Origin of the sequence: Bradyrhizobium sp. 159 (assembly GCF_023073795.1) — a bacterium.
Taxonomy (GTDB): Bacteria; Pseudomonadota; Alphaproteobacteria; order Rhizobiales; family Xanthobacteraceae; genus Bradyrhizobium.
In genome coordinates this window covers 157,828-176,099 of the sequence record NZ_JADPKE010000090.1, presented here as the reverse complement: position 1 = coordinate 176,099, position 18,272 = coordinate 157,828, and the positions used below count along the sequence as shown (strand labels likewise).

General features: G+C 63.2%; 17 protein-coding genes and 1 pseudogene. 3 read left to right on the top strand and 15 right to left on the bottom strand.

What is annotated here, in order from left to right; translation table 11 throughout:
* Nucleotides 1-266: 266 nt before the first annotated feature.
* Nucleotides 267-2,129, bottom strand: coding sequence for a response regulator transcription factor (locus tag IVA96_RS28675; RefSeq protein ID WP_247420683.1), 1,863 nt, complete (start codon nucleotides 2,127-2,129; stop codon nucleotides 267-269).
* A 457-nt stretch (nucleotides 2,130-2,586) separates the two neighbouring features.
* Between IVA96_RS28675 and IVA96_RS28670 the strand changes: the two are divergent.
* A pseudogene (locus IVA96_RS28670) lies at nucleotides 2,587-2,694 on the top strand (IS110 family transposase); the annotation flags it as partial.
* Nucleotides 2,695-2,730: 36 nt separating this feature from the next.
* Here the strand turns inward: IVA96_RS28670 and IVA96_RS28665 are convergent.
* The 12 genes from IVA96_RS28665 to rpoZ form a co-directional block, all read right to left on the bottom strand.
* A complete protein-coding gene (locus IVA96_RS28665) occupies nucleotides 2,731-3,507 on the bottom strand; it encodes a DUF4239 domain-containing protein (RefSeq protein ID WP_247420680.1) in 777 nt (258 codons plus the stop codon).
* 1,278 nt (nucleotides 3,508-4,785) lie between these two features.
* Nucleotides 4,786-7,044, bottom strand: a complete 2,259-nt coding sequence (parC, locus tag IVA96_RS28660; protein ID WP_247277047.1) for a DNA topoisomerase IV subunit A — start codon at nucleotides 7,042-7,044, stop codon at nucleotides 4,786-4,788.
* Nucleotides 7,045-7,104: 60 nt separating this feature from the next.
* Nucleotides 7,105-7,392, bottom strand: a complete 288-nt coding sequence (locus IVA96_RS28655; protein WP_247277046.1) for a hypothetical protein — start codon at nucleotides 7,390-7,392, stop codon at nucleotides 7,105-7,107.
* Between the two features lie 100 nt (nucleotides 7,393-7,492).
* A complete protein-coding gene (recO, locus tag IVA96_RS28650; RefSeq protein WP_247277045.1) occupies nucleotides 7,493-8,245 on the bottom strand; it encodes a DNA repair protein RecO in 753 nt (250 codons plus the stop codon).
* Nucleotides 8,246-8,285: 40 nt separating this feature from the next.
* Nucleotides 8,286-8,666 carry a hypothetical protein gene (locus IVA96_RS28645; protein ID WP_247277044.1) on the bottom strand — a complete coding sequence of 127 codons (381 nt, stop codon included), beginning with the start codon at nucleotides 8,664-8,666 and terminating at the stop codon, nucleotides 8,286-8,288.
* 21 nt (nucleotides 8,667-8,687) lie between these two features.
* On the bottom strand, nucleotides 8,688-9,614 hold the full coding sequence (gene era / locus IVA96_RS28640) for a GTPase Era (protein WP_247277043.1): 927 nt from the start codon (nucleotides 9,612-9,614) through the stop codon (nucleotides 8,688-8,690).
* Nucleotides 9,604-10,440, bottom strand: a complete 837-nt coding sequence (rnc, locus tag IVA96_RS28635; protein ID WP_247420676.1) for a ribonuclease III — start codon at nucleotides 10,438-10,440, stop codon at nucleotides 9,604-9,606. Before rnc ends, era begins: the two co-directional genes overlap by 11 nt.
* Entirely contained in the window at nucleotides 10,437-11,201 is a 765-nt protein-coding gene (lepB, locus tag IVA96_RS28630) for a signal peptidase I (protein ID WP_247277041.1), read from the bottom strand. Before lepB ends, rnc begins: the two co-directional genes overlap by 4 nt.
* Before the next feature lie 248 nt (nucleotides 11,202-11,449).
* A complete protein-coding gene (acpS, locus tag IVA96_RS28625) occupies nucleotides 11,450-11,869 on the bottom strand; it encodes a holo-ACP synthase (protein WP_247277040.1) in 420 nt (139 codons plus the stop codon).
* Complete coding sequence (locus tag IVA96_RS28620; RefSeq protein ID WP_247277039.1) at nucleotides 11,866-12,618, bottom strand: pyridoxine 5'-phosphate synthase; 753 nt, start codon at nucleotides 12,616-12,618, stop codon at nucleotides 11,866-11,868. Before IVA96_RS28620 ends, acpS begins: the two co-directional genes overlap by 4 nt.
* 45 nt (nucleotides 12,619-12,663) lie before the next feature.
* Complete coding sequence (locus tag IVA96_RS28615) at nucleotides 12,664-14,949, bottom strand: bifunctional (p)ppGpp synthetase/guanosine-3',5'-bis(diphosphate) 3'-pyrophosphohydrolase (protein WP_247277038.1); 2,286 nt, start codon at nucleotides 14,947-14,949, stop codon at nucleotides 12,664-12,666.
* Nucleotides 14,950-15,155: 206 nt separating this feature from the next.
* Nucleotides 15,156-15,548, bottom strand: coding sequence for a DNA-directed RNA polymerase subunit omega (gene rpoZ, locus IVA96_RS28610; RefSeq protein WP_007603391.1), 393 nt, complete (start codon nucleotides 15,546-15,548; stop codon nucleotides 15,156-15,158).
* 329 nt (nucleotides 15,549-15,877) lie between these two features.
* On the opposite strand from rpoZ, the gene IVA96_RS28605 reads away from it, so the two are divergent.
* Nucleotides 15,878-16,522 carry an NYN domain-containing protein gene (locus IVA96_RS28605; RefSeq protein WP_247277037.1) on the top strand — a complete coding sequence of 215 codons (645 nt, stop codon included), beginning with the start codon at nucleotides 15,878-15,880 and terminating at the stop codon, nucleotides 16,520-16,522.
* The gene (locus tag IVA96_RS28600; protein WP_247277036.1) at nucleotides 16,503-17,177 is read left to right on the top strand and encodes a uracil-DNA glycosylase; all 675 of its coding nucleotides are present in this window, start codon (nucleotides 16,503-16,505) and stop codon (nucleotides 17,175-17,177) included. The genes IVA96_RS28605 and IVA96_RS28600 overlap by 20 nt, the downstream gene beginning before the upstream one ends.
* An 8-nt stretch (nucleotides 17,178-17,185) precedes the next feature.
* On the opposite strand, the gene IVA96_RS28595 is transcribed toward IVA96_RS28600, so the two are convergent.
* Entirely contained in the window at nucleotides 17,186-17,767 is a 582-nt protein-coding gene (locus IVA96_RS28595; protein WP_247277035.1) for a peroxiredoxin, read from the bottom strand.
* A gap of 3 nt (nucleotides 17,768-17,770) precedes the next feature.
* The gene (gene smpB / locus IVA96_RS28590) at nucleotides 17,771-18,244 is read right to left on the bottom strand and encodes an SsrA-binding protein SmpB (RefSeq protein WP_145629990.1); all 474 of its coding nucleotides are present in this window, start codon (nucleotides 18,242-18,244) and stop codon (nucleotides 17,771-17,773) included.
* Nucleotides 18,245-18,272: the final 28 nt, after the last annotated feature.

Below are 18,272 nucleotides of genomic sequence, written 5' to 3'. Positions count from 1 at the left end.
TCGAAGCTGATCAGTCCGGTGAGGCGGCGGCCTTACCGGACACTCAGAAGGGCTACTTGTCCCGGTGCAAGATATGTCCGGGGTGGGTCGCAAGCCGTCGATGATGACCAAGCGGGACGACTTCCGATTCGCCCTTAGAAGCTGCTGCCGGAACGCGACTTGAACCGACAGGGCTGCGTGGCGGCTAAGGGCCTAGAAGCAGACGCTGCGGACGCGCCGGCAACGCTCAAAGCAGCAGTACCGACGCTAGCGAGGCGCCGAGTAAGCTACACAAACAAATCATGCGTCAGATGGTGCTCAACGCTTGCGTGATCAAGGGCGCTTTGCTCGGCGTGCGAAGGGCCAATCAGGTCCGCATCCTGAATTAGCGCCAGTCCATTTTTTCCGGCATCGTGCAGAGTATATTCCACTGCATCCGGTCCGTGGCCGTTCCCAGAATTCTCTGAAACTCTGACCTCTGCCCTATCATTCTTGAAATGAAAGGAATCTTCGAACTGGGGCGCAGCTGCCGTTGCATTCTGGTCCGGCCCCGCATGCAGAGTTTTAGAACCGCTTATGGGCACCTTGGGCAAGTCAGCCTGCGATTGGCCGGAATTGAAATGGCTACTCTGTACATCGTCCTTGGCGTGCTGATCGGCAGTTGCGGAACCTTCCTCCGAAGCGTCTAAGTCGCGATGCGATTGCCCCCAGTCAGAATCGTGTCCGGTTGAGTCGTGCTTGGCGGGCTGCTTATCGGCTGCTGCCCCGTGTTCCGAAATATGCAAATCACGCTGCGATTGTCCATGATCTGGATCGTCTCCCGGTGGCCCGTCTCCGGCGTGTGGCTTACCGGCTGCTGCTCCCTGTTCCGAAACATGCAAATCACGCTGCGATTGTTCATCATTGGATCCGTCGGCTGCGGTCGCGTGTATTGTGCCGTGTTCGGCATTCCTCGACGCGTCCGTCGCGGCCGCCTGCTCGAAGCCGCTATGATCGATCGGAGCGTCGATGGCGCCGGATCCGACGTGAGGGTTGCCGCCGGCGCCTACGCTATGCTCGCTTGCGGCTGCATCGACGATCTGATGCTCGTCGCTTTTGCCGATGGCATCGCTTCGGCCAGCCTCGAAAACGAATGATTCATGGCGGCCTTCGGGATTAAGCCGGGCTAGGTTCTCCAACTCGTTTAGGGTCGCATCGGCGCTGCCAGGCATATTAAGGGCGCCCAATTCGCTGGTGGCGTTTTCGGCAGCCGACGCAAAGCTATCCCAAAAAGTGAACGCCTGCGCAGGACTGTTAAGGAGTTCGTAAATCGAAACTCCGACCGCCATGAGCATAAACCCGCCAAAGTCACTGATGCTTGACCTTGGAGGGTTGAGTGCCGGCGATGTGATCGTGCTGGCGGCAATATCGGCGCGGGACTCGATGAGCTTGCTGCCCCGCGTCGGGATGTCAGCTCCAGAGTTCTCGGCACGATCGGCTTTACCCACGGCTCTGGCCGTTTTACCCGAAGCCGCGGTCGTTTTTGGGGGGCTGATTTTGATGGTCACGACAGCGCCGGTGTCGTCTGCGGCCATTACCGTGACACTATCGGTAAGCGCATGATGAACTGCGCTCGCGCTCGCGGGCTGAACGTCGTCCAGCGCTGCCCAAATCAGAGCTGCAAGCGCGCCGACCCTGCCGTAAAGGCGCGATAGGGCGAACGTTGCGAGCTCGGTTCGGTTTTTGATCTCAGACTGCGCAGACATGTGATCAACTCGCGCCTTGATCGTGCCTGTGGCGACGTTGAGCTGGCGCGCAATCTCCTTGTTCGACATACCGCAGGCGACCAGACGTAGGATCTTGCGCTCCAGGTCCGTCGACGCTGCAAGTCCATTTTCGCCGCACGCGCCCTTGCCGGGCTTGCGGATAGCCGCCCGATCGGCGGTCGGTGCCACCAGCCTCAGGGACCGGAACAAGGTTTCGGGCTCCTCGCGCATCGGAATCGCAGTGCAGGCGCCCGCCGCGACGGCGTCAGCGATATCGCCTCGCGCAACCGATGCTGTGTAGAATACCAAGCGCGTGGGAAGGTTTTCCGCAGTAACGGCGGCGAGCATTTCAGAAGCCGTCACGTCAGAAAATCCGTCCTCCAAAAGGGCGACATCTGGCGTCAACCTCCGGACTGCTTCGAGGCAAGCCGCTCCATTAGTGCATGACGCAACAATCTCGAAGTCACGCTCCGCCGCAAGTAGCGTCCCAAAACCCTGCAGAACGATCGGACGACGATCTGCTATCAGTAGTCGGATACGAAGCACCTGCTCTACCTCGCCCGGCCTTCCGTCCTAAGTCACCCAGCAGAGGCGAGCTAGATTGAACGGAGTGACACTCAAGAGCAGCCCGGCAACGCACAACAATCCTCTTGGTTCCTGTAGATTAGTACGGCAATCGGATGATGTTCGTGCTTGCAGCCGATCGATGGCCCTCGTAGCCGGCAGAAAGCCCATCGGATAGGAAATCACAGTGTGGGCAGAACGAGATGAGCAAACCGTCCGCTCATGGGATGGTCCGGCTGTGCTCCAGCCCCGCCACTGCGAGAAGGTGGCAAGGGGCGCTCAAGGCAAGGAGCACGCCATGTCTCAGAACCTCAATGCAGCGATCGCAGTGATCGGCATCGGTATTGGCAAGAATTCGTTCCACCTCGTGGGTCATGATCACCGCGCTGCCATCGTGCTGCGCAGAAGTGGTCACGCCTCCCATCCCCAAGGGTATAGGGTGTCAATCCACAGCGACCTGTCGAAACGCTGTCGGCGCCATGGACACGCCGCCAAAGCCAAAAGGCCGGTCATAGACCATGAGCAGGACGAGGCACACAGCGATTGCCGTAGAAAAGATAAACAAGGTCGCCGCCATCGCCGCTCGATTATCGATATGTATCATTGCGATCGTCACGAGGATCAGCATCGTCAAGACAATGATGACTGCCCACTGGATCGGCGCGATCTGAAGCTGGCTGAGCCGAATTCTATCTCGCCGGACTTCAAACGCATGTTCGATCGCGACCAAGGCGCGCTCCTGGGCCAGCTGCTGAGCGGGTTGTGCGGGCGTAAAGGAAAGGACCGCCGCCATCGCGTCAGTCAATCCAGTCGGGATTGCTTGCAAAGTGGCTTCGCCCCTGCCCATCGCTGGCCAATCCTGCGTTTCAATGAAATGAAGGTGGCGCTTGAGGCTATCGCGCAGATTGTTCCGAACATCCGGTGGCAAAGCATCCGCGAGGAGCATGGCCTGTCGGAGAGCACTGGCTTCCTGACCGACATATTCCCCGGCCCGATCGACATTTGTCCATACGCGCGAGGACAGGAAGGCGAGGAGCAGGGCCAGGATAACCGCCAGAGGCGTCAACGTCACAGGCGAGGCCGCCTTCAGCTGCCTCACCACTGCGCGCCGGGACAGGATTGCCGCTGCGCCGAAAGTCGCAATCGCCAACACGTAACAGAAGCCGAATACAAGAAGCATGATGCCGGGAATCGAATGGGACTCAACCCAATGCAACATTGGTCCTCCTGAGCTGGCTACTCCTGTCCTTCTAGAATACGCCCCGAGTCCCCTGACCGGAAGGCCACACCGCACGGGTGCTGCAGGCAAGCGGGCATTCGCGTGGTGCCGAAGGACGACACCGACTAGGATCAGGAATATGGCTTCACCGACAATCGGCGGATGCCGAAGCCGTTAACTGCTGCGCCGCGGCAGTTCGATCCCGATGTCCGGAGGGGTCAGGAGCCCTCGATAATGCTCGAGCGGGGCGACTTCCGCTTTGCCCCTTAGAAGATGCCGTTCAGGAGCACCAGCCCTCAAAACAAAAGCTCGTCACGGCGCACCCGTCGGCCATCACCCGTCGGGCAAAACAGCTGACCACTTCCGCACCCTCGGCTGTCAAGACCCGCTCTGCAAAATATTCATATTTACCGAAATTCGGATTTGTCGTATAGAAAAGCACCCTGGCCCGAGACAAGGGGCGGATCGCGATCGTCACGAACCGCGGGCTGGGCAGCGATGGACGCGACGGCGTCGAGCGTAACAGGCATTGCAGGGCGGCTTCAGCCGTGAGCAATGCCTTCGCGCGAACGACACGACGCCGACAGCGTCTTCGCATGGCTTCGGGGGCGAGCACACGCCACCCCTCGGATTCCCAGCGAAGACGTGCGCGGACGGAGAAGTCGTGTGGTCCTGACGCCCGGGGTCTGTGCGTCAAGTCCTGTGGTGATGTAGCGGCCCGACCGGGCCCGCGCATCAGTCATCTGCATGGCGACGGGGGCAACAGTGCATCGCTCCCCGAGGAGAGCACGAAGGACACCGTTAAAACCATTCGCGCAGGGAAGGCCGGGCGACCGGCATCACCTGTTGTCCACCCCGTGTGCATTTCTATCGCACACGGACTCGGGTGCCGCCGGCGCCTGGCCTTCCCTGCGCCCTTGTCTTTTCCGAGGGCGCGCCGTGAAGCAAAGCTCGGGCGAGATGCGCCGCGAGAACGCGATGGTATGTCTGCTGTTTGAGATGCGAATCGGAGAGCGATGGCCTCGCCACTTGCTCCATTGCGAGCGCAGCGAAGCAATCCAGAGTCTTTCCGCGGCGGGATTCTGGATTGCTTCGCTGCGCTCGCAATGACCATGTGAGACGGCGCTCCCCTCTGGTGCCCCGGACGCAGCGCAGCGCTACTTCAGCGGTGCGCTGCTGAGCCGGGGCGCCCATGTCTCCGAGCGATCCGTGCCGCACGGGTCCCGGCTCTGCGCAGCAACGCGAAAAGCGTTGCAGCGCGTCCGGGACAAGAGAGTGCTACCCAATCGCCCGGCCGAACTTGTTCGACTTCGGAAACCCCTTCGGTGCCAGACGGCCGGCATCGGCGCGGTTACCTTGCCATTCGGCGAGCTCTTTCATCGTTGCCGAGAATTCGCGCCCCGCGGAGTCCTTCCAGGTCAGCCCCGCCTTGGCATCGAATACCGCGACGTCGGAGAGGCCGCCGTCCTTGTATTTCTGCAAGCGCATGCCGCGGCCGCGGGCCATCTCGGGGACTTGGTCAAGCGGGAAAATCAGCATCTTGCGGTTCTCGCCGATGACAGCAACGGTGTCGCCTGTTACCTCGGTGATCGCGCGCGCCTCGTTCGGCATCTCGACGTTGAGGACCTGCTTGCCCTTCTTGGTGGTGCCGACGCAATCGTCCTCGTTGACCACAAAACCCTGGCCTTCGTGGCTCGCGACCAGGAATTTGCGCCCGCCCTTGTTGACGAACAGCGCAACCGGCGCAGCCTCCTGCTCGAGGTCGATGAACAGGCGGATCGGTTCGCCGTGGCCGCGGCCCCCGGGCAGCTTCGCCACATCGAGCGAGTAGAACTTGCCGTTGGTGGCGAACAGCAGCAGCTTCGAGGTCGTCTCCGCAAAGAAGGCGAAACCGAGCTTGTCGTCCTGCTTGAAGGCAAGGCCGGAGAGATCCTCGACATGGCCCTTCATGGTGCGGATCCAGCCCTTGTCAGAGACCACGACCGTCACCGGCTCGCGCTCGACAAAGGCTTCCTCGATCGCGGCGAGATCGTGCTCGGGTGCGTCGGCAAAGGTGGTGCGGCGCTTGCCGAGCGGCGTCTTCGGCCCGAACATGTCGCGGACCTTGCCGACCTGCTCGCCGACCTTTTTCCATTGCTCGGCTTCCGAGGCGAGCACCGCATTGATGCCCTTGAGCTCGGCGCGAAGCTTCTTGTCCTCGGTGCGGATCTCCATCTCCTCGAGCTTGCGCAAACTGCGCAGCCGCATGTTGAGGATGGCTTCAGTCTGCACCTCGGTGAGCTTGAACGCCTTCATCAGCTCGGGCTTCGGCTCATCCTCGGTGCGGATGATCTTGATCACCTTGTCGATGTTCAGATAGGCGATCAGGAGGCCGCCGAGCACTTCCAGCCGGTGCTCGATCTGCGCCTTGCGGTGATTGTTGCGGCGGATCAGCACGTCGCGCAGATGGTCGAGCCACTCGCGCAAGCACTCGGCCAGGCCGACCACCTTGGGCACCTTGCCCTTGATCAGTACGTTCAGGTTCAGCGGGATCTTGCTTTCAAGCTCGGTCAGCCGGAACAGCGACTCCATCATCAGCGCGGGATCGACGTTCTTCGACTTCGGCTCGATGACGAGACGGACGTCCTCGGCCGATTCGTCCCTGACATCACCGACCAGCGGGAGCTTCTTCTGATCCAAAAGCTCGGCGATCCTCTCCACCATCCGCGACTTCTGCACCAGCCAGGGGATCTCGGTGACAACGACCACCCAGGTGCCGCGAGCGCCCTCCTCCTGCTCCCACCGCGCGCGCACGCGGAACGAACCGCGGCCCGTCGTGTACGCCTCGGCGATCGCCTGCTTGGAATCGACGATGATGCCGCCGGTCGGGAAATCCGGACCCTTGACCCACTTCAGCAGCGCCTTGGATTTCGCGTCGGGCTTCTCGATCAGATGCAGCGCGGCGTCGCACAGCTCGGCGGCGTTGTGCGGCGGGATCGAGGTCGCCATGCCGACCGCGATTCCTTGCGCGCCGTTGGCAAGCAGGTTCGGGAAGCCGCCGGGCAGGACGATCGGCTCCTTCGACTGGCCGTCGTAATTGGCGCGGAACTCGACCCCGTCCTCGTCGATGCCATCGAGCAGAAGACGCGCGACGTCGGTCATGCGCGCTTCGGTGTAACGGTAGGCGGCCGGGTTATCACCGTCGATATTGCCGAAATTGCCCTGGCCGTCGACCAGCGGGTAGCGCGAGGAGAAGTCCTGCGCGAGACGCACCATGGCGTCATAGATGGCCTGGTCGCCATGCGGATGGAACGAGCCCATCACGTCGCCGACGATTTTTGCGGATTTCTTGAAGGCCGTGCCGGGGTCGAGCCGGAGCAGGCGCATGCCGTAGAGGATGCGCCGGTGCACCGGCTTCAGGCCGTCGCGCGCGTCCGGCAGCGCACGGTGCATGATGGTGGAGAGCGCATAGGCGAGATAGCGCTCTTCCAGCGCTTCACGCAGCGGCACCTCGTGAATTTCGGCCGGTTCTTCCGGCGGAACGATTCGTTTTCCCATGTCGCCCGGTTAAACCGTGGAAGCGAATCGGGCAAGGATGGATTGGTTCCTTGTGGGTGGCTAGTGCCCCGCCCAGCCGGCCGTCACAGGCTGGGTGGTTTGCGGACTCTGAGCCTGCGTGCTGGACGGTGCATTCGCCAGGCAATGCCGGGCGGTCTCGATCTCAGCCTCGCTCGCGCCCTTGGACCGCGCCCATGCCTCTGCGGCTGCAGCCGAATATTTGGCCACATAGTACCGGATGACGGTGCAGGATGCCCGACGAAACACGCCAGGTTGCGGCTCGCCGGCCATTGCATCAGGCGCGCACGCGAGCAGCGCCGCCGATAAGGCGAATCCCTTGATCAACATTTAGGCTAACCCCGCTGTGGAACCGGCGGGTCAATTCGGCCGGCCGAGATTTGGTTCCCGGGGAACTTTCAAGTAGGTTGGCAGGCCCAGGCGCTTTTCATCATGGCACCGGAATCTCCGCCCTTGCCTGCTGCCGCATCAAGGCGTTGATGAATCCGGCGCGCGCGTCGGAATGGCCCTGCCCGCGCGGCTCCAGCACGTGGCGCAGCAGGAACAAGCCGGTGAGCCGAAAGCCGTCCTGGAGATCCTGCTCGGTAAGGTCGGTGTGCACCTCGCCCTGGCGCAGGAATGACGGCAGCCGCAACAGCCGATCGCGCCACGGCTCGCCCGCGCCGCGCGACACCGCGCCGCCGGATTTGGGCGAGACATAGATCAGGTCCGTGGTCTCCCCGGTCACCGCGCAATTCTCCAGCGCGAGCCCAAAGCCGAGTTCGGCGAGCATCGCCAGCTCGAAATGGATGACATGCACGGCGGCGCCGCCGATATCGTCGAAATCGTCGAGCGAATGTTCGAGCAGAGCAAAGATCGCCTCATGCGGATCGCGCTCGGGCAGCAGCCGCGCGATCGAAGCGAGATGGGTAACGCCGTAGACGCCGTGGGATGATGCCAGCAGCGTCGCCGCGCGCAGCTTCAATCCCTCGATCGCATAGGTCCCGAGATGCTCGTCGAGCCGCGCCCGCCACACCGCACTGACGCTGTTCCCCGGCTGCAAAAGCGGCCGCATCCGCGAGCCGGCACCGCCGCGGACGAGACCAAGATGCCGGCCGTGCGCGCGCGTCAGCAACTCGACGATGGCGCTGCTCTCGCCATGCCGCCGCACCCCCAGCACGATGCCTTCGTCGGTCCATTCCATGGCAGGAAGTGTAGCCCACCCTGCGGCGTCGCGCGAGACGCTAGGCGTTGAACCAGCTCTGCGCATCGCCCGTGAAGGAGAAATACAGGCCCATCGTCGTCAGCACGCAGGAGACGATCTCGATGGCACTGTCGAGCTCCATGCCCTTCTCGCCGATGATCTGGCCGAGCGAGATCACCGACAGCACGAGGGCTGCCGCAAGCACCCAGCGCGGCCAGTTCTTGCGTCCATGCGCGGCGAGCCAGACGAAATAGACGAGAAGCAGGATCATGCCGCCGGCGAGCAGGGTGGCGGTCATGATCATTTGCTCGGCCATCTCGGCGTTGGGCGTGCGGTCCTGCACCGCGACCGACAGGGCATCCAGCATCAACGATGCATAGAGCAGCGCTTCGAAGCGCCGGACGTTGCTGGGCACGCTCATCGGATACCGATCTTTTCTTGGTTATTCCTTGGGGAAGTCCAGGCCCATCTCGCGATAGCGATCCGGATCGTCGCCCCAGTTCTCGCGCACCTTGACGAACAGGAACAGATGCACCGGCACATCCAGGATCTGCATCAGTTCTTTGCGCGAGTCGGCGCCGATCGACTTGATGGTGGCGCCGCCCTTGCCGAGCACGATCTTGCGCTGGCTTTCGCGCTCGACGAAGATCGTCTGCTCGATGCGGACTGACTTGTCCTTGCGCTCCTCCCACTTGTCGGTCTCGACCGTGGACTGGTAGGGCAATTCCTGGTGCAACTTCTGATAGATTTTTTCGCGCGTGATTTCGGCAGCCAGCTGCCGCATCGGCGCGTCCGACATCTGGTCCTCGGGATAGAGGAATGGACCAGGAGGCACCATCTCGGCCAGCGTCGTGCGGATGTCGTCGACGCCGTCGCCCGAGATCGCCGCAATCATGAAGGTTTTCGCGAATTTCATGCGCTCGTTGGCGGCTTGGGCCAACGCCAGCAGCTTCTCGCGCTGGACCAGGTCGACCTTGTTGATCACCAGGATCTTCTCGTGATTGACGCTGGCCGCCTTGGCGAGGATCGCCTCGGCCTCCTCGTCGATCCCGGTCTTGGCATCGAGCAGCACGCAGACGAGATCGGCGTCGTGAGCCCCGCTCCAGGCGGTCGAGACCATGGCACGGTCGAGCCGGCGCTTCGGCGAGAAGATGCCGGGCGTGTCGACCAGGATGATCTGCGCGTTGTTCTCGATCACGATGCCGCGGATCAGCGCGCGCGTGGTCTGCACCTTGCGCGAAACGATCGTGACCTTGGCGCCGACCAGCGCGTTCGTCAGCGTGGACTTGCCGACATTCGGCGCGCCGATCAGCGCAACGAAGCCGCAGCGCGTAGCAGTGGGCGCCTCGCCGCTTGCTTCAGCCGTCATTGCCGCCGCCAACGCCTTCGCGTTCGATCATCACTGAAGCCGCCACCTTCTCTGCCGCACGCTTGCTGCCGCCGATGCCTTCGGCCGGGGCCAATCCCGGCAGGTCGACGGCGACGCGGAATTGCGGATCGTGATGCGGGCCGGTGCGCTCGACCTCGCGGTAGACCGGGGTCGGCAAGCCTTTCCCCTGCGCCCATTCCTGGAGCACGGTCTTGGGGTCGCGCAAGGGACGGCGCGGCTTGTGCATGCGCTCGGTCCAGTTGCGCCTGACGAATTCGGCCGCCGCCGCGTACCCGCCGTCGAGGAAAACGGCGCCGATCACGGCCTCGCAGATGTCCCCGAGCACGCTCTTGCGCAGGCGGGCGTCGGCGCTGGGGCCGACCGAGCCGAGCTTGATGTCGTCGAGCAGACCGAGCGATTTTGCGACGTCGGCGCAGCTCTCCTTGCGCACGAGCTCGGCAAGCCGCTTGGACAGCTCGCCTTCGTCGGCGTTCGGAAAGGTGTGATAGAGCATGTCGGAGACGACCAGCCCGAGCACGTGGTCGCCGAGAAATTCCAGCCGCTGATAGCTGTCGCCGCGCTTGCGCCCGGACTTCAGTGCCGAGACATGCGTGATCGCCTGCATCAAGAGGTTCGGGTCAGTGAAGCTGTGGCCGATGCGCGCCTCGAGCGCCGCGTTCGCGTCCGCGCCCTTGGCCTTGCTGCTTCGCGTCCGCTTCTTCTTCGCGGGCGCCTTGCTCGCAAGCGGTTTGGTCGCAGCTTCGCCCTCGGGGCCGGCTTGCGCCTCCGTCAGTGGGGTCGCGATGTCCTTGGCTTCGTCTTTCATCGGACGATATTGAAGAAACGATTCCAGCGCACCGCCCAAGGCCAGCGCCAGAACATCCAGGCATGCTCGCCTTCGGCGATGGAGAAGAAGATCATCTGCGCGCGGCCGATCAAGTTCTCCTGCGGTACATAACCGACCTGGCCGAGGAAGCGGCTGTCGGTCGAGTTGTCGCGGTTGTCGCCCATCATGAAGAAGTGACCGGGCGGCACCGTGTAGACGTTGGTGTTGTCCATGTAGCCGTTGTCGGCGCAGTCCAGCGTCTCGTAGGACACGCCGTTCGGTAGCGTCTCCTTCCAGCGCTTCACCCGGGAGATGCCCCCGCCTTCGGAGCCGCACGGATCCTCGCCGACGAACTCGCTCATGCGCTGCCGCTCGACCGGGGTATCGTTGATGTAGAGCAGACCGTCCCGCATCTGGATGCGGTCGCCGGGAAGACCGATCACGCGCTTGATGTAGTCGGTGGAATCGTCCTTGGGCAGCCGAAACACGACGATGTCGCCGCGGTCGGGGTCAGAGCCCCAGACCCGCCCCGAGAACAGCGGCGGCGAAAACGGGATCGAATAGTGACTATAGCCGTAGGAATATTTCGAGACGAACAGATAGTCGCCGACCAGCAGCGTGGCCTTCATCGAACCGGACGGGATGTTGAACGGCTGGAACAGGAACGTGCGGATCACCAGCGCGATCAGCAGAGCATGGATCACGACCCGAATCGTTTCGCCGACACCGCTCTCAGTTTTCGTTCCCGAAGTCACGCTCATTGCTCTCTCAATTCCGGCCGGCGGTCACAGAGCGCCCTCCTCCCGCGAACAGCCGATCGGCTCGCGGCCCAAGGAGATTGTCCTGATTCTGATAGTGAGGGCCAATTCCGGCGTAAAGCCGAATTCACCCAGCCTGATTTGCGTCGACGGACTTTTAGACGGTTGTCGGAGACCGCGCAATCAAGGATCGCATCAAAACTGCATAAGATATTGGTATTTCAAATGAATTATGAGATTACAGGATCCGGTCAGGGCTTGGCCAGCGGGACGGCGGAAATGACGACGAAGGCCTGCGCGAGCGGCCAGTCGTCTGTGATCGAAACATCGATCCGCGCCTCGAACCCTTCCGGTGTCAGGGCCTGAAGCCGAGCCAAGGCGCCGCCGGTCAGTTGCATGGTCGGCCGTCCGCCCGGCAAGTTGACCACCCCCATGTCGCGCCACCAGACGCCGCGCCGGATCCCGGTACCGAGCGCCTTGGAGCAGGCCTCCTTGGCGGCAAAGCGCTTGGCGTAGGTCGCCACCACCATCTTCTCGTTCTTGGCGCGCCGCTCCGCCTTGGCCCGCTCGGCCGCGGTGAAGATGCGGTCGAGGAAGCGCTCGCCATGGCGCTCGATCACCTTGCCGACGCGGGTGATGTCGATCAGGTCCGAGCCGATTCCGATGATCATGCCCGGCTCCGGCCGCGGTCCATCGCCGCGCGCATGCTGCGCACGGTCTCGGCGAGCCCTACGAACAGCGCCTCGCCGATCATGTAGTAGCCGATGTTGAGCTCCATGATCTCAGGCAGCGCCGCGATCGTCTCCGCCGTCGTATAGTCGAGCCCGTGGCCGGCATGGACCTCGAGCCCCGCTTCCTTCGCCAGCTTCGCCCCCGCCACGATCCGCTGCCATTCGGCATCGGCCTTGCCGGTCGGGCCGTCGAGGACGGCGTCGCACCAGGCGCCGGTGTGGATCTCGATCACGGGGGCGCGCAGCCGCGCCGCCATCTCGATCTGCGCGGGGTCGGCGGCGATGAACAGCGAGACCCGGATGCCGGCATCGCTCAGCCGCGCGATGTAGGGCGCGAGCGCATCGTGCTGGCCGACGACATCTAACCCACCCTCGGTCGTCACCTCCTGCCGCCGCTCCGGCACGAGGCACACCGCGTGGGGCCTTGTGGCGAGCGAGATCCGCATCATGTCGTCGGTCGCCGCCATCTCGAAATTGAGCGGCTTGGAGATCTCCGCCTTTAGCCGCGCCATGTCCTCGTCGCGGATGTGCCGGCGATCCTCACGCAAATGCGCCGTGATGCCATCCGCGCCGGCCTCGATCGCCACCAGCGCGGCGCGCACCGGATCGGGATTGCGGCCGGCGCGGGCGTTGCGCAGGGTCGCGACATGGTCGACGTTGACGCCGAGGCGGAGCGGAAGTGCGGGCATTGCAGGACTCTCGAGCTCAGGGGGACAGACGCATGCGAGAAGCGTCTATCCATTAACACGTTCGACGCGGGCGACGACCGCCTTGGCGCGCAATTGGGCCAGGATCGCGCTCAAATGCTTCAGATCGTAGACTTCGAGGTCGATCGTCGTCTCCGTGAAATCAGGTGAGCGGCGCTGCATGCTGATGTTGTCGATGTTGCCATCGTGCTCGGCGATCACGGTCGCGATCTGTGCCAGCGCGCCGGGCTCGTTGACGTTCTCGACCTTGATGCGGGCCGGGAAGCGCTGCGGCAAGGAATCCTCGATGTCCCAGCGCACGTCGAGCCAGCGCTCCGGCTCCTCCTCGAAATCCTTCAGGGCGGGCGCCTGGATCGGGTAGATCGTAATGCCCTCGCCCGGCGTCACGATGCCGACGATGCGGTCGCCGGGCACGGCGCCGCCGTTCGGCGCGAACTTCACCGGCAGGTCGGAATTGATGCCGCGGATCGGAATGGCGACCGGGCTGCGTGGCGACTCCGACGACTTCTCCTTGAGCTTGGCGGCGAGCCCCTTCTTGATGCCGTAGCGCGCGATGCGCTCCTCCTTGTAGTCCGGATACATCGCGCGCGCGACGTGGGAAGCCTTGATCTCGCCGCGCCCGACCGCCGCCATGACGTCCTCGATCGAGGTCCGCGCCAGCCGCGGCAGCGCGCCCTTGAGCTTGTCGTCGGCATATTCGATCTTGGCGCGCTCGAACAGGCGCTCGACGATGCGCCGGCCGAGACCGACATATTGATCGCGCATGGCGGTGCGCGTGGCGCGGCGGATCGCGGCGCGCGCCTTGCCGGTGACCGCGAGCGTCTCCCAGGCCGACGGCGGTGCCGACTGCGCTTCCGAGGTCAGCACCTCCACCTCGTCGCCGTTCTGGAGCTCCGAGGACAGCGGCGCGAACTTGCCGTTGATCTTGCAGCCGACCGCGCTATTGCCGACGTCGGTATGCACCGCATAGGCGAAGTCGATCACGTTGGCATGGCGCGGCAGCGCGATCAGCTTGCCCTTGGGGGTGAAGCAGAACACCTGATCATGGAACAGCTCGAGCTTGGTGTGCTCGAGGAATTCCTCGGGATTGGCGCTCTCGGAGAGGATGCCGATGGTGTGGCGCAGCCAGGCGAAGGCGTTGGATTCGCGCTTGAGGTATTCGGTCGGCGAGCCTACGCCCTCCTTATAGAAGACGTGCGCGGCGATGCCGCGCTCGGCGATCTGGTCCATCGCCTCGGTGCGGATCTGGAGCTCGACGCGCTGGTTGCCGGGGCCGATCACGGTGGTGTGGATCGAACGGTAGTCGTTCTGCTTCGGCGTCGAGATGTAGTCCTTGAAACGCCCCGGCACGACCGGCCAGGTGGTGTGGACGATGCCGAGCGCGCGATAGCAGGCTTCGATGTCGCTGACGACGAGGCGAAAGCCGAAGATGTCGGACAATTGCTCGAAGCCGACCGACTTGCGCTCCATCTTGGTCCAGATCGAGAACGGCTTCTTGCGGCGGCCATAGACCCTTGCGCCCAGCCCCCGGTGGCGCAGATTGTTGGAGAGCTGGTCCTCGATCTCGCCGATCAGATTGCGGTTGCGCTCGGCGAGCGCATCGAGCCGCTGCATCACCACCGAATAGGCTTCGGGATCGAGCGTGCGGAAGGACAGATCCTCCAGCTCTTCACGCATTTCCTGCATGCCCATGCGGCCGGCCAGCGGCGCATAGATGTCGAGCGTCTCCTCGGCAATGCGCCTGCGCGATTCCGTCGGCACGAAGTCCAGCGTGCGCATGTTGTGCAGGCGGTCGGCGAGCTTGACCAGAAGCACTCGGACATCGTCGGCAATGGCCAGCAACAATTTGCGCAGGTTCTCGGCCTGTTTGGCCTCCCGCGACACCAGCTCCAGCCGCTTCAGCTTGGTCAGGCCCTCGACCAGAGCGCCGATCTCGGGCCCGAAGATCTGGTCGATCTCGGCCCGTGTCGCTTCAGTGTCCTCGATCGTGTCGTGCAGCAGCGCGGCCACGATGGTGGCGTCGTCGAGCTTGAGGTCGGTGAGAATCGCCGCCACTTCAAGCGGGTGCGAGAAATACGGATCGCCTGAGGCGCGGGTCTGCGAGCCGTGCGCCTTCATCGCATAGACATAGGCACGGTTGAGCAGGTCTTCGTTGGTGTTGGGATTGTAAGACCTGACGCGCTCGACGAGGTCATATTGACGCATCATGCGTGCGCGAGGCTTCGCCGGGCGCGCCACCGGCGCAGTCGGGGCCACGGCAACCGATTCGGTTGCGGCCTGCATCTGCATTGGTTTCCAGCGCCGATACACCATAAGTCCTGCCTTCAAACGGACCCCGACGCGACCCGTTGCATACATCTTAACGCCGATCCCCGGCGCGTCCGATCAATTCAGTGACAGGGCGCAGCGCGAACCGACAACACTATGGTAACCACGAAAACGCCAACAAAAGCAAAGGCCCGAACAACGGTTCGGGCCTTGATAAGATCACAAGAGGTCGATGATTGCGACGGGACGACCTACTCGTCCTCCTCCGGCTGCTCCTCGGGCGGTGCGAGGCCTTCGAGACCCTTTAGGAGCTCCTCTTCGGTCATGCGTTCGACGGCGACCTCGGTATCGTCCGCATCGACGCTCGCGCCCGCGGAACCGATCAGCGGCACCGTATCAGGCTCCGGCTCGTCGACCTCGACGAACTTCTGGAGCGAGTGCACCAGCTCCTCGCGGAGGTCCTCCGGCGAAATGGTCGTCTCGGCAATTTCGCGCAAGGACACAACAGGGTTCTTGTCGTTATCGCGATCAACCGTTAGTTGTGAACCGGACGAAATCATGCGGGCGCGGTGGGCGGCCAGCAGGACCAGGTCAAACCGGTTGTCGACCTTGTCGATACAATCTTCTACGGTGACGCGAGCCATGGACTGTCGCTCCGTTGTGGGTGGGACGAAATATGTGGGTGATCGGGGCTAGTTATAGGGACCGGGCCGCTTTCGCAAGGCCAATTTGTGATTTGGCCTCGCCAAACGGCTCTGCTACCCCCACATTGGGGCTGGGATGGGTGATTTCCCGGGCTGCCATCGAAGGTAACGCCGGGCGTGTGGAAGTCCGCCATAACTATACCTTGATTGCCCCGACTTCTCCGGATTTGCGGTTTCGACGGCTTTCGACGGCGCCTTAGAACTGCGCGGCTTGCTGCCGCCGCGCCAACAATAAACGATCAATCACGACCACTACGCGAGCAAACTGAATGTCAATTTCTCCTACCAACAAGATCGCGCTCTTCATCGATGGCGCCAATCTCTACGCGACGGCGAAAACTCTGGGCTTCGACATCGATTACAAGCGCCTGCTGAAGGAGTTTCAGAGCCGCGGGACTCTGCTTCGGGCGTTCTACTACACCGCTATCATCGAGGATCAGGAATACTCCTCGATTCGCCCGCTGATCGATTGGCTGGACTACAACGGCTACACCGTCGTCACCAAGGCGACCAAGGAATTCATCGACGCCTCCGGCCGCCGCAAGGTCAAGGGTAACATGGACATCGAGCTCGCCGTCGACGCCATGGAGCTCGCCGAGCATATCGACCAGATGGTGCTGTTCTCGGGTGACGGCGACTTCCGCTCCCTGGTCGAGGCCGTCCAGCGCCGCGGCGTGCGGGTCACCGTGGTCTCCACCATTGCCAGCCAGCCGCCGATGATCGCCGACGAGCTGCGCCGCCAGGCCGACGTCTTCACCGACCTCGTCGAGCTGCAATCCAAGCTCGGCCGCGACCCGTCCGAACGCCCCGCCCCGCGTGATCGCGGCGAGCGCGAGGGACGCCACCACGCCCCGCAATTCCTCCAGCGCGCAACCACGATGGCGCCGAGGGGCGATGACGACTTCGAGGAGTGAGGCGGCCCGGCCAAGCCGCCAGCCATCCACCGTCGTTCCCGACCGTGACTGCCCCCTCTGTCCGCGCCTGGTCGCCTTTCGCGAGGCCAACCGCGCGCGTGAGCCGTCGTGGCACAATGCGCCGGTTGCGCCCTTCGGTGACATAAAGGCGCGCCTGCTGATCGTCGGCCTTGCGCCGGGGATGCAGGGAGCCAACCGCACCGGTCGTCCCTTCACCGGCGACTATGCCGGTGATCTCCTTTACGCGACGCTGCTCGAATATGGGTTCGCCAAGGGCACCTATCAGGCGCGCCCCGATGACGGCCTGAAGCTGGTCGATTGCCGGATCGCCAATGCCGTGCATTGCGTGCCGCCGCAGAACAAGCCGCTTCCGATCGAGATCACCACCTGCCGCCGGTTTCTCGTCGCCAATCTGGCGACCATGCCGAACCTGCGCGCCATCGTCGCGCTCGGGCGGATTGCGCACGACAGCGTGCTCAAGCCGCTGAATCTGAAGGGCTCGCAAGCTCCCTTCGGCCACGGCGCCGTGCACCAGGCGGGCGCGGTCAAGCTTTACGACAGCTATCACTGCTCCCGCTACAACACCAACACAGGGGTGCTGACGCCCGACATGTTCCGGTCCGTGTTCGCGAAGGTGAAAGCCGACCTCGATTAGGCCCCGACCTAGCCCCTGACTGGATTGGCCTTCAGCCAACCGAGCACATCGCCGGCGTTCCGGTCCGGCGGAAACACCGGATAGAACACGTGCGTGATCCTGGCGTCGTCGATGATCAGTGCAAGCCGCTTGATCAGCGTCAGGCCTGCGACCTGCATCGTCGGTAAATTCAGGGCGCGCGTCAGCTTCAGCTTCTCGTCCGACAGCACCGGGAACGGCAGATGCAGCCGCGAGGCCATCTCGATCTGGTAGTCGTTGCTCTGGGCCGAGAGACCGAACACGTGCGAGGCGCCAGCCGCCTTCAAATCGGCAAACAGGTCGCGAAACGCGCAAGTCTGAGGGGTGCAGCCGCGCGCGCCCGGGATCATGTCCCAATCGTCGACCAGTGCGATCTTGCCGGGCTCGCCTGTGCGGGGATAGGCGAACACCACGGTCCGGCCGCGCAGCGCCGACAGCGTGACTGACGTGTCGTCCGTCGCGCGCAGGCCGATCGCCGGCAACGTCATGCCCGTCAGATGCGCGGCGCCGCCGTCGTCGGCCGGCGCGGGAATCTGGCTCCAATCGACCTCGAGCAGGTTCCTCTGGATCATCCCCTATCCCCTTGCCCGCATCAGGCGGCCCTTCTCCCGGCTCCAATCGCGCTTCTTCTCGGACTCGCGCTTGTCGTGCAGCTTCTTGCCCTTGGCAATCGCCAGCTGCAATTTGGCCCGACCGCGCTCGTTGAAGTACAGCTTGAGCGGGATCAGCGTCATGCCTTCGCGGTCGACCGCGCCCATCAGCTTGTTGATCTGTCGGCGGTGAAGCAGCAGTTTTCGCGGCCGTTTGGGCTCATGATTGAAGCGGTTGCCCTGGAGATATTCGGGAATGGTGGCGTTGATCAGCCAGATCTCGCCGTTCTTCGAGTCGGCATAGGATTCCGCGATCGTGCTCTTGCCGTTGCGGATCGACTTGACCTCGGTGCCGGTCAGCGCGATGCCCGCCTCGATCGTATCCTCGATGGCGTAGTTGAAGCGGGCCTTGCGATTTTCCGCCATGACCTTGATCGGACGTTCGTTCTTATCGGCCATCGCAGACAAACCTGATCAAGATGCGCAC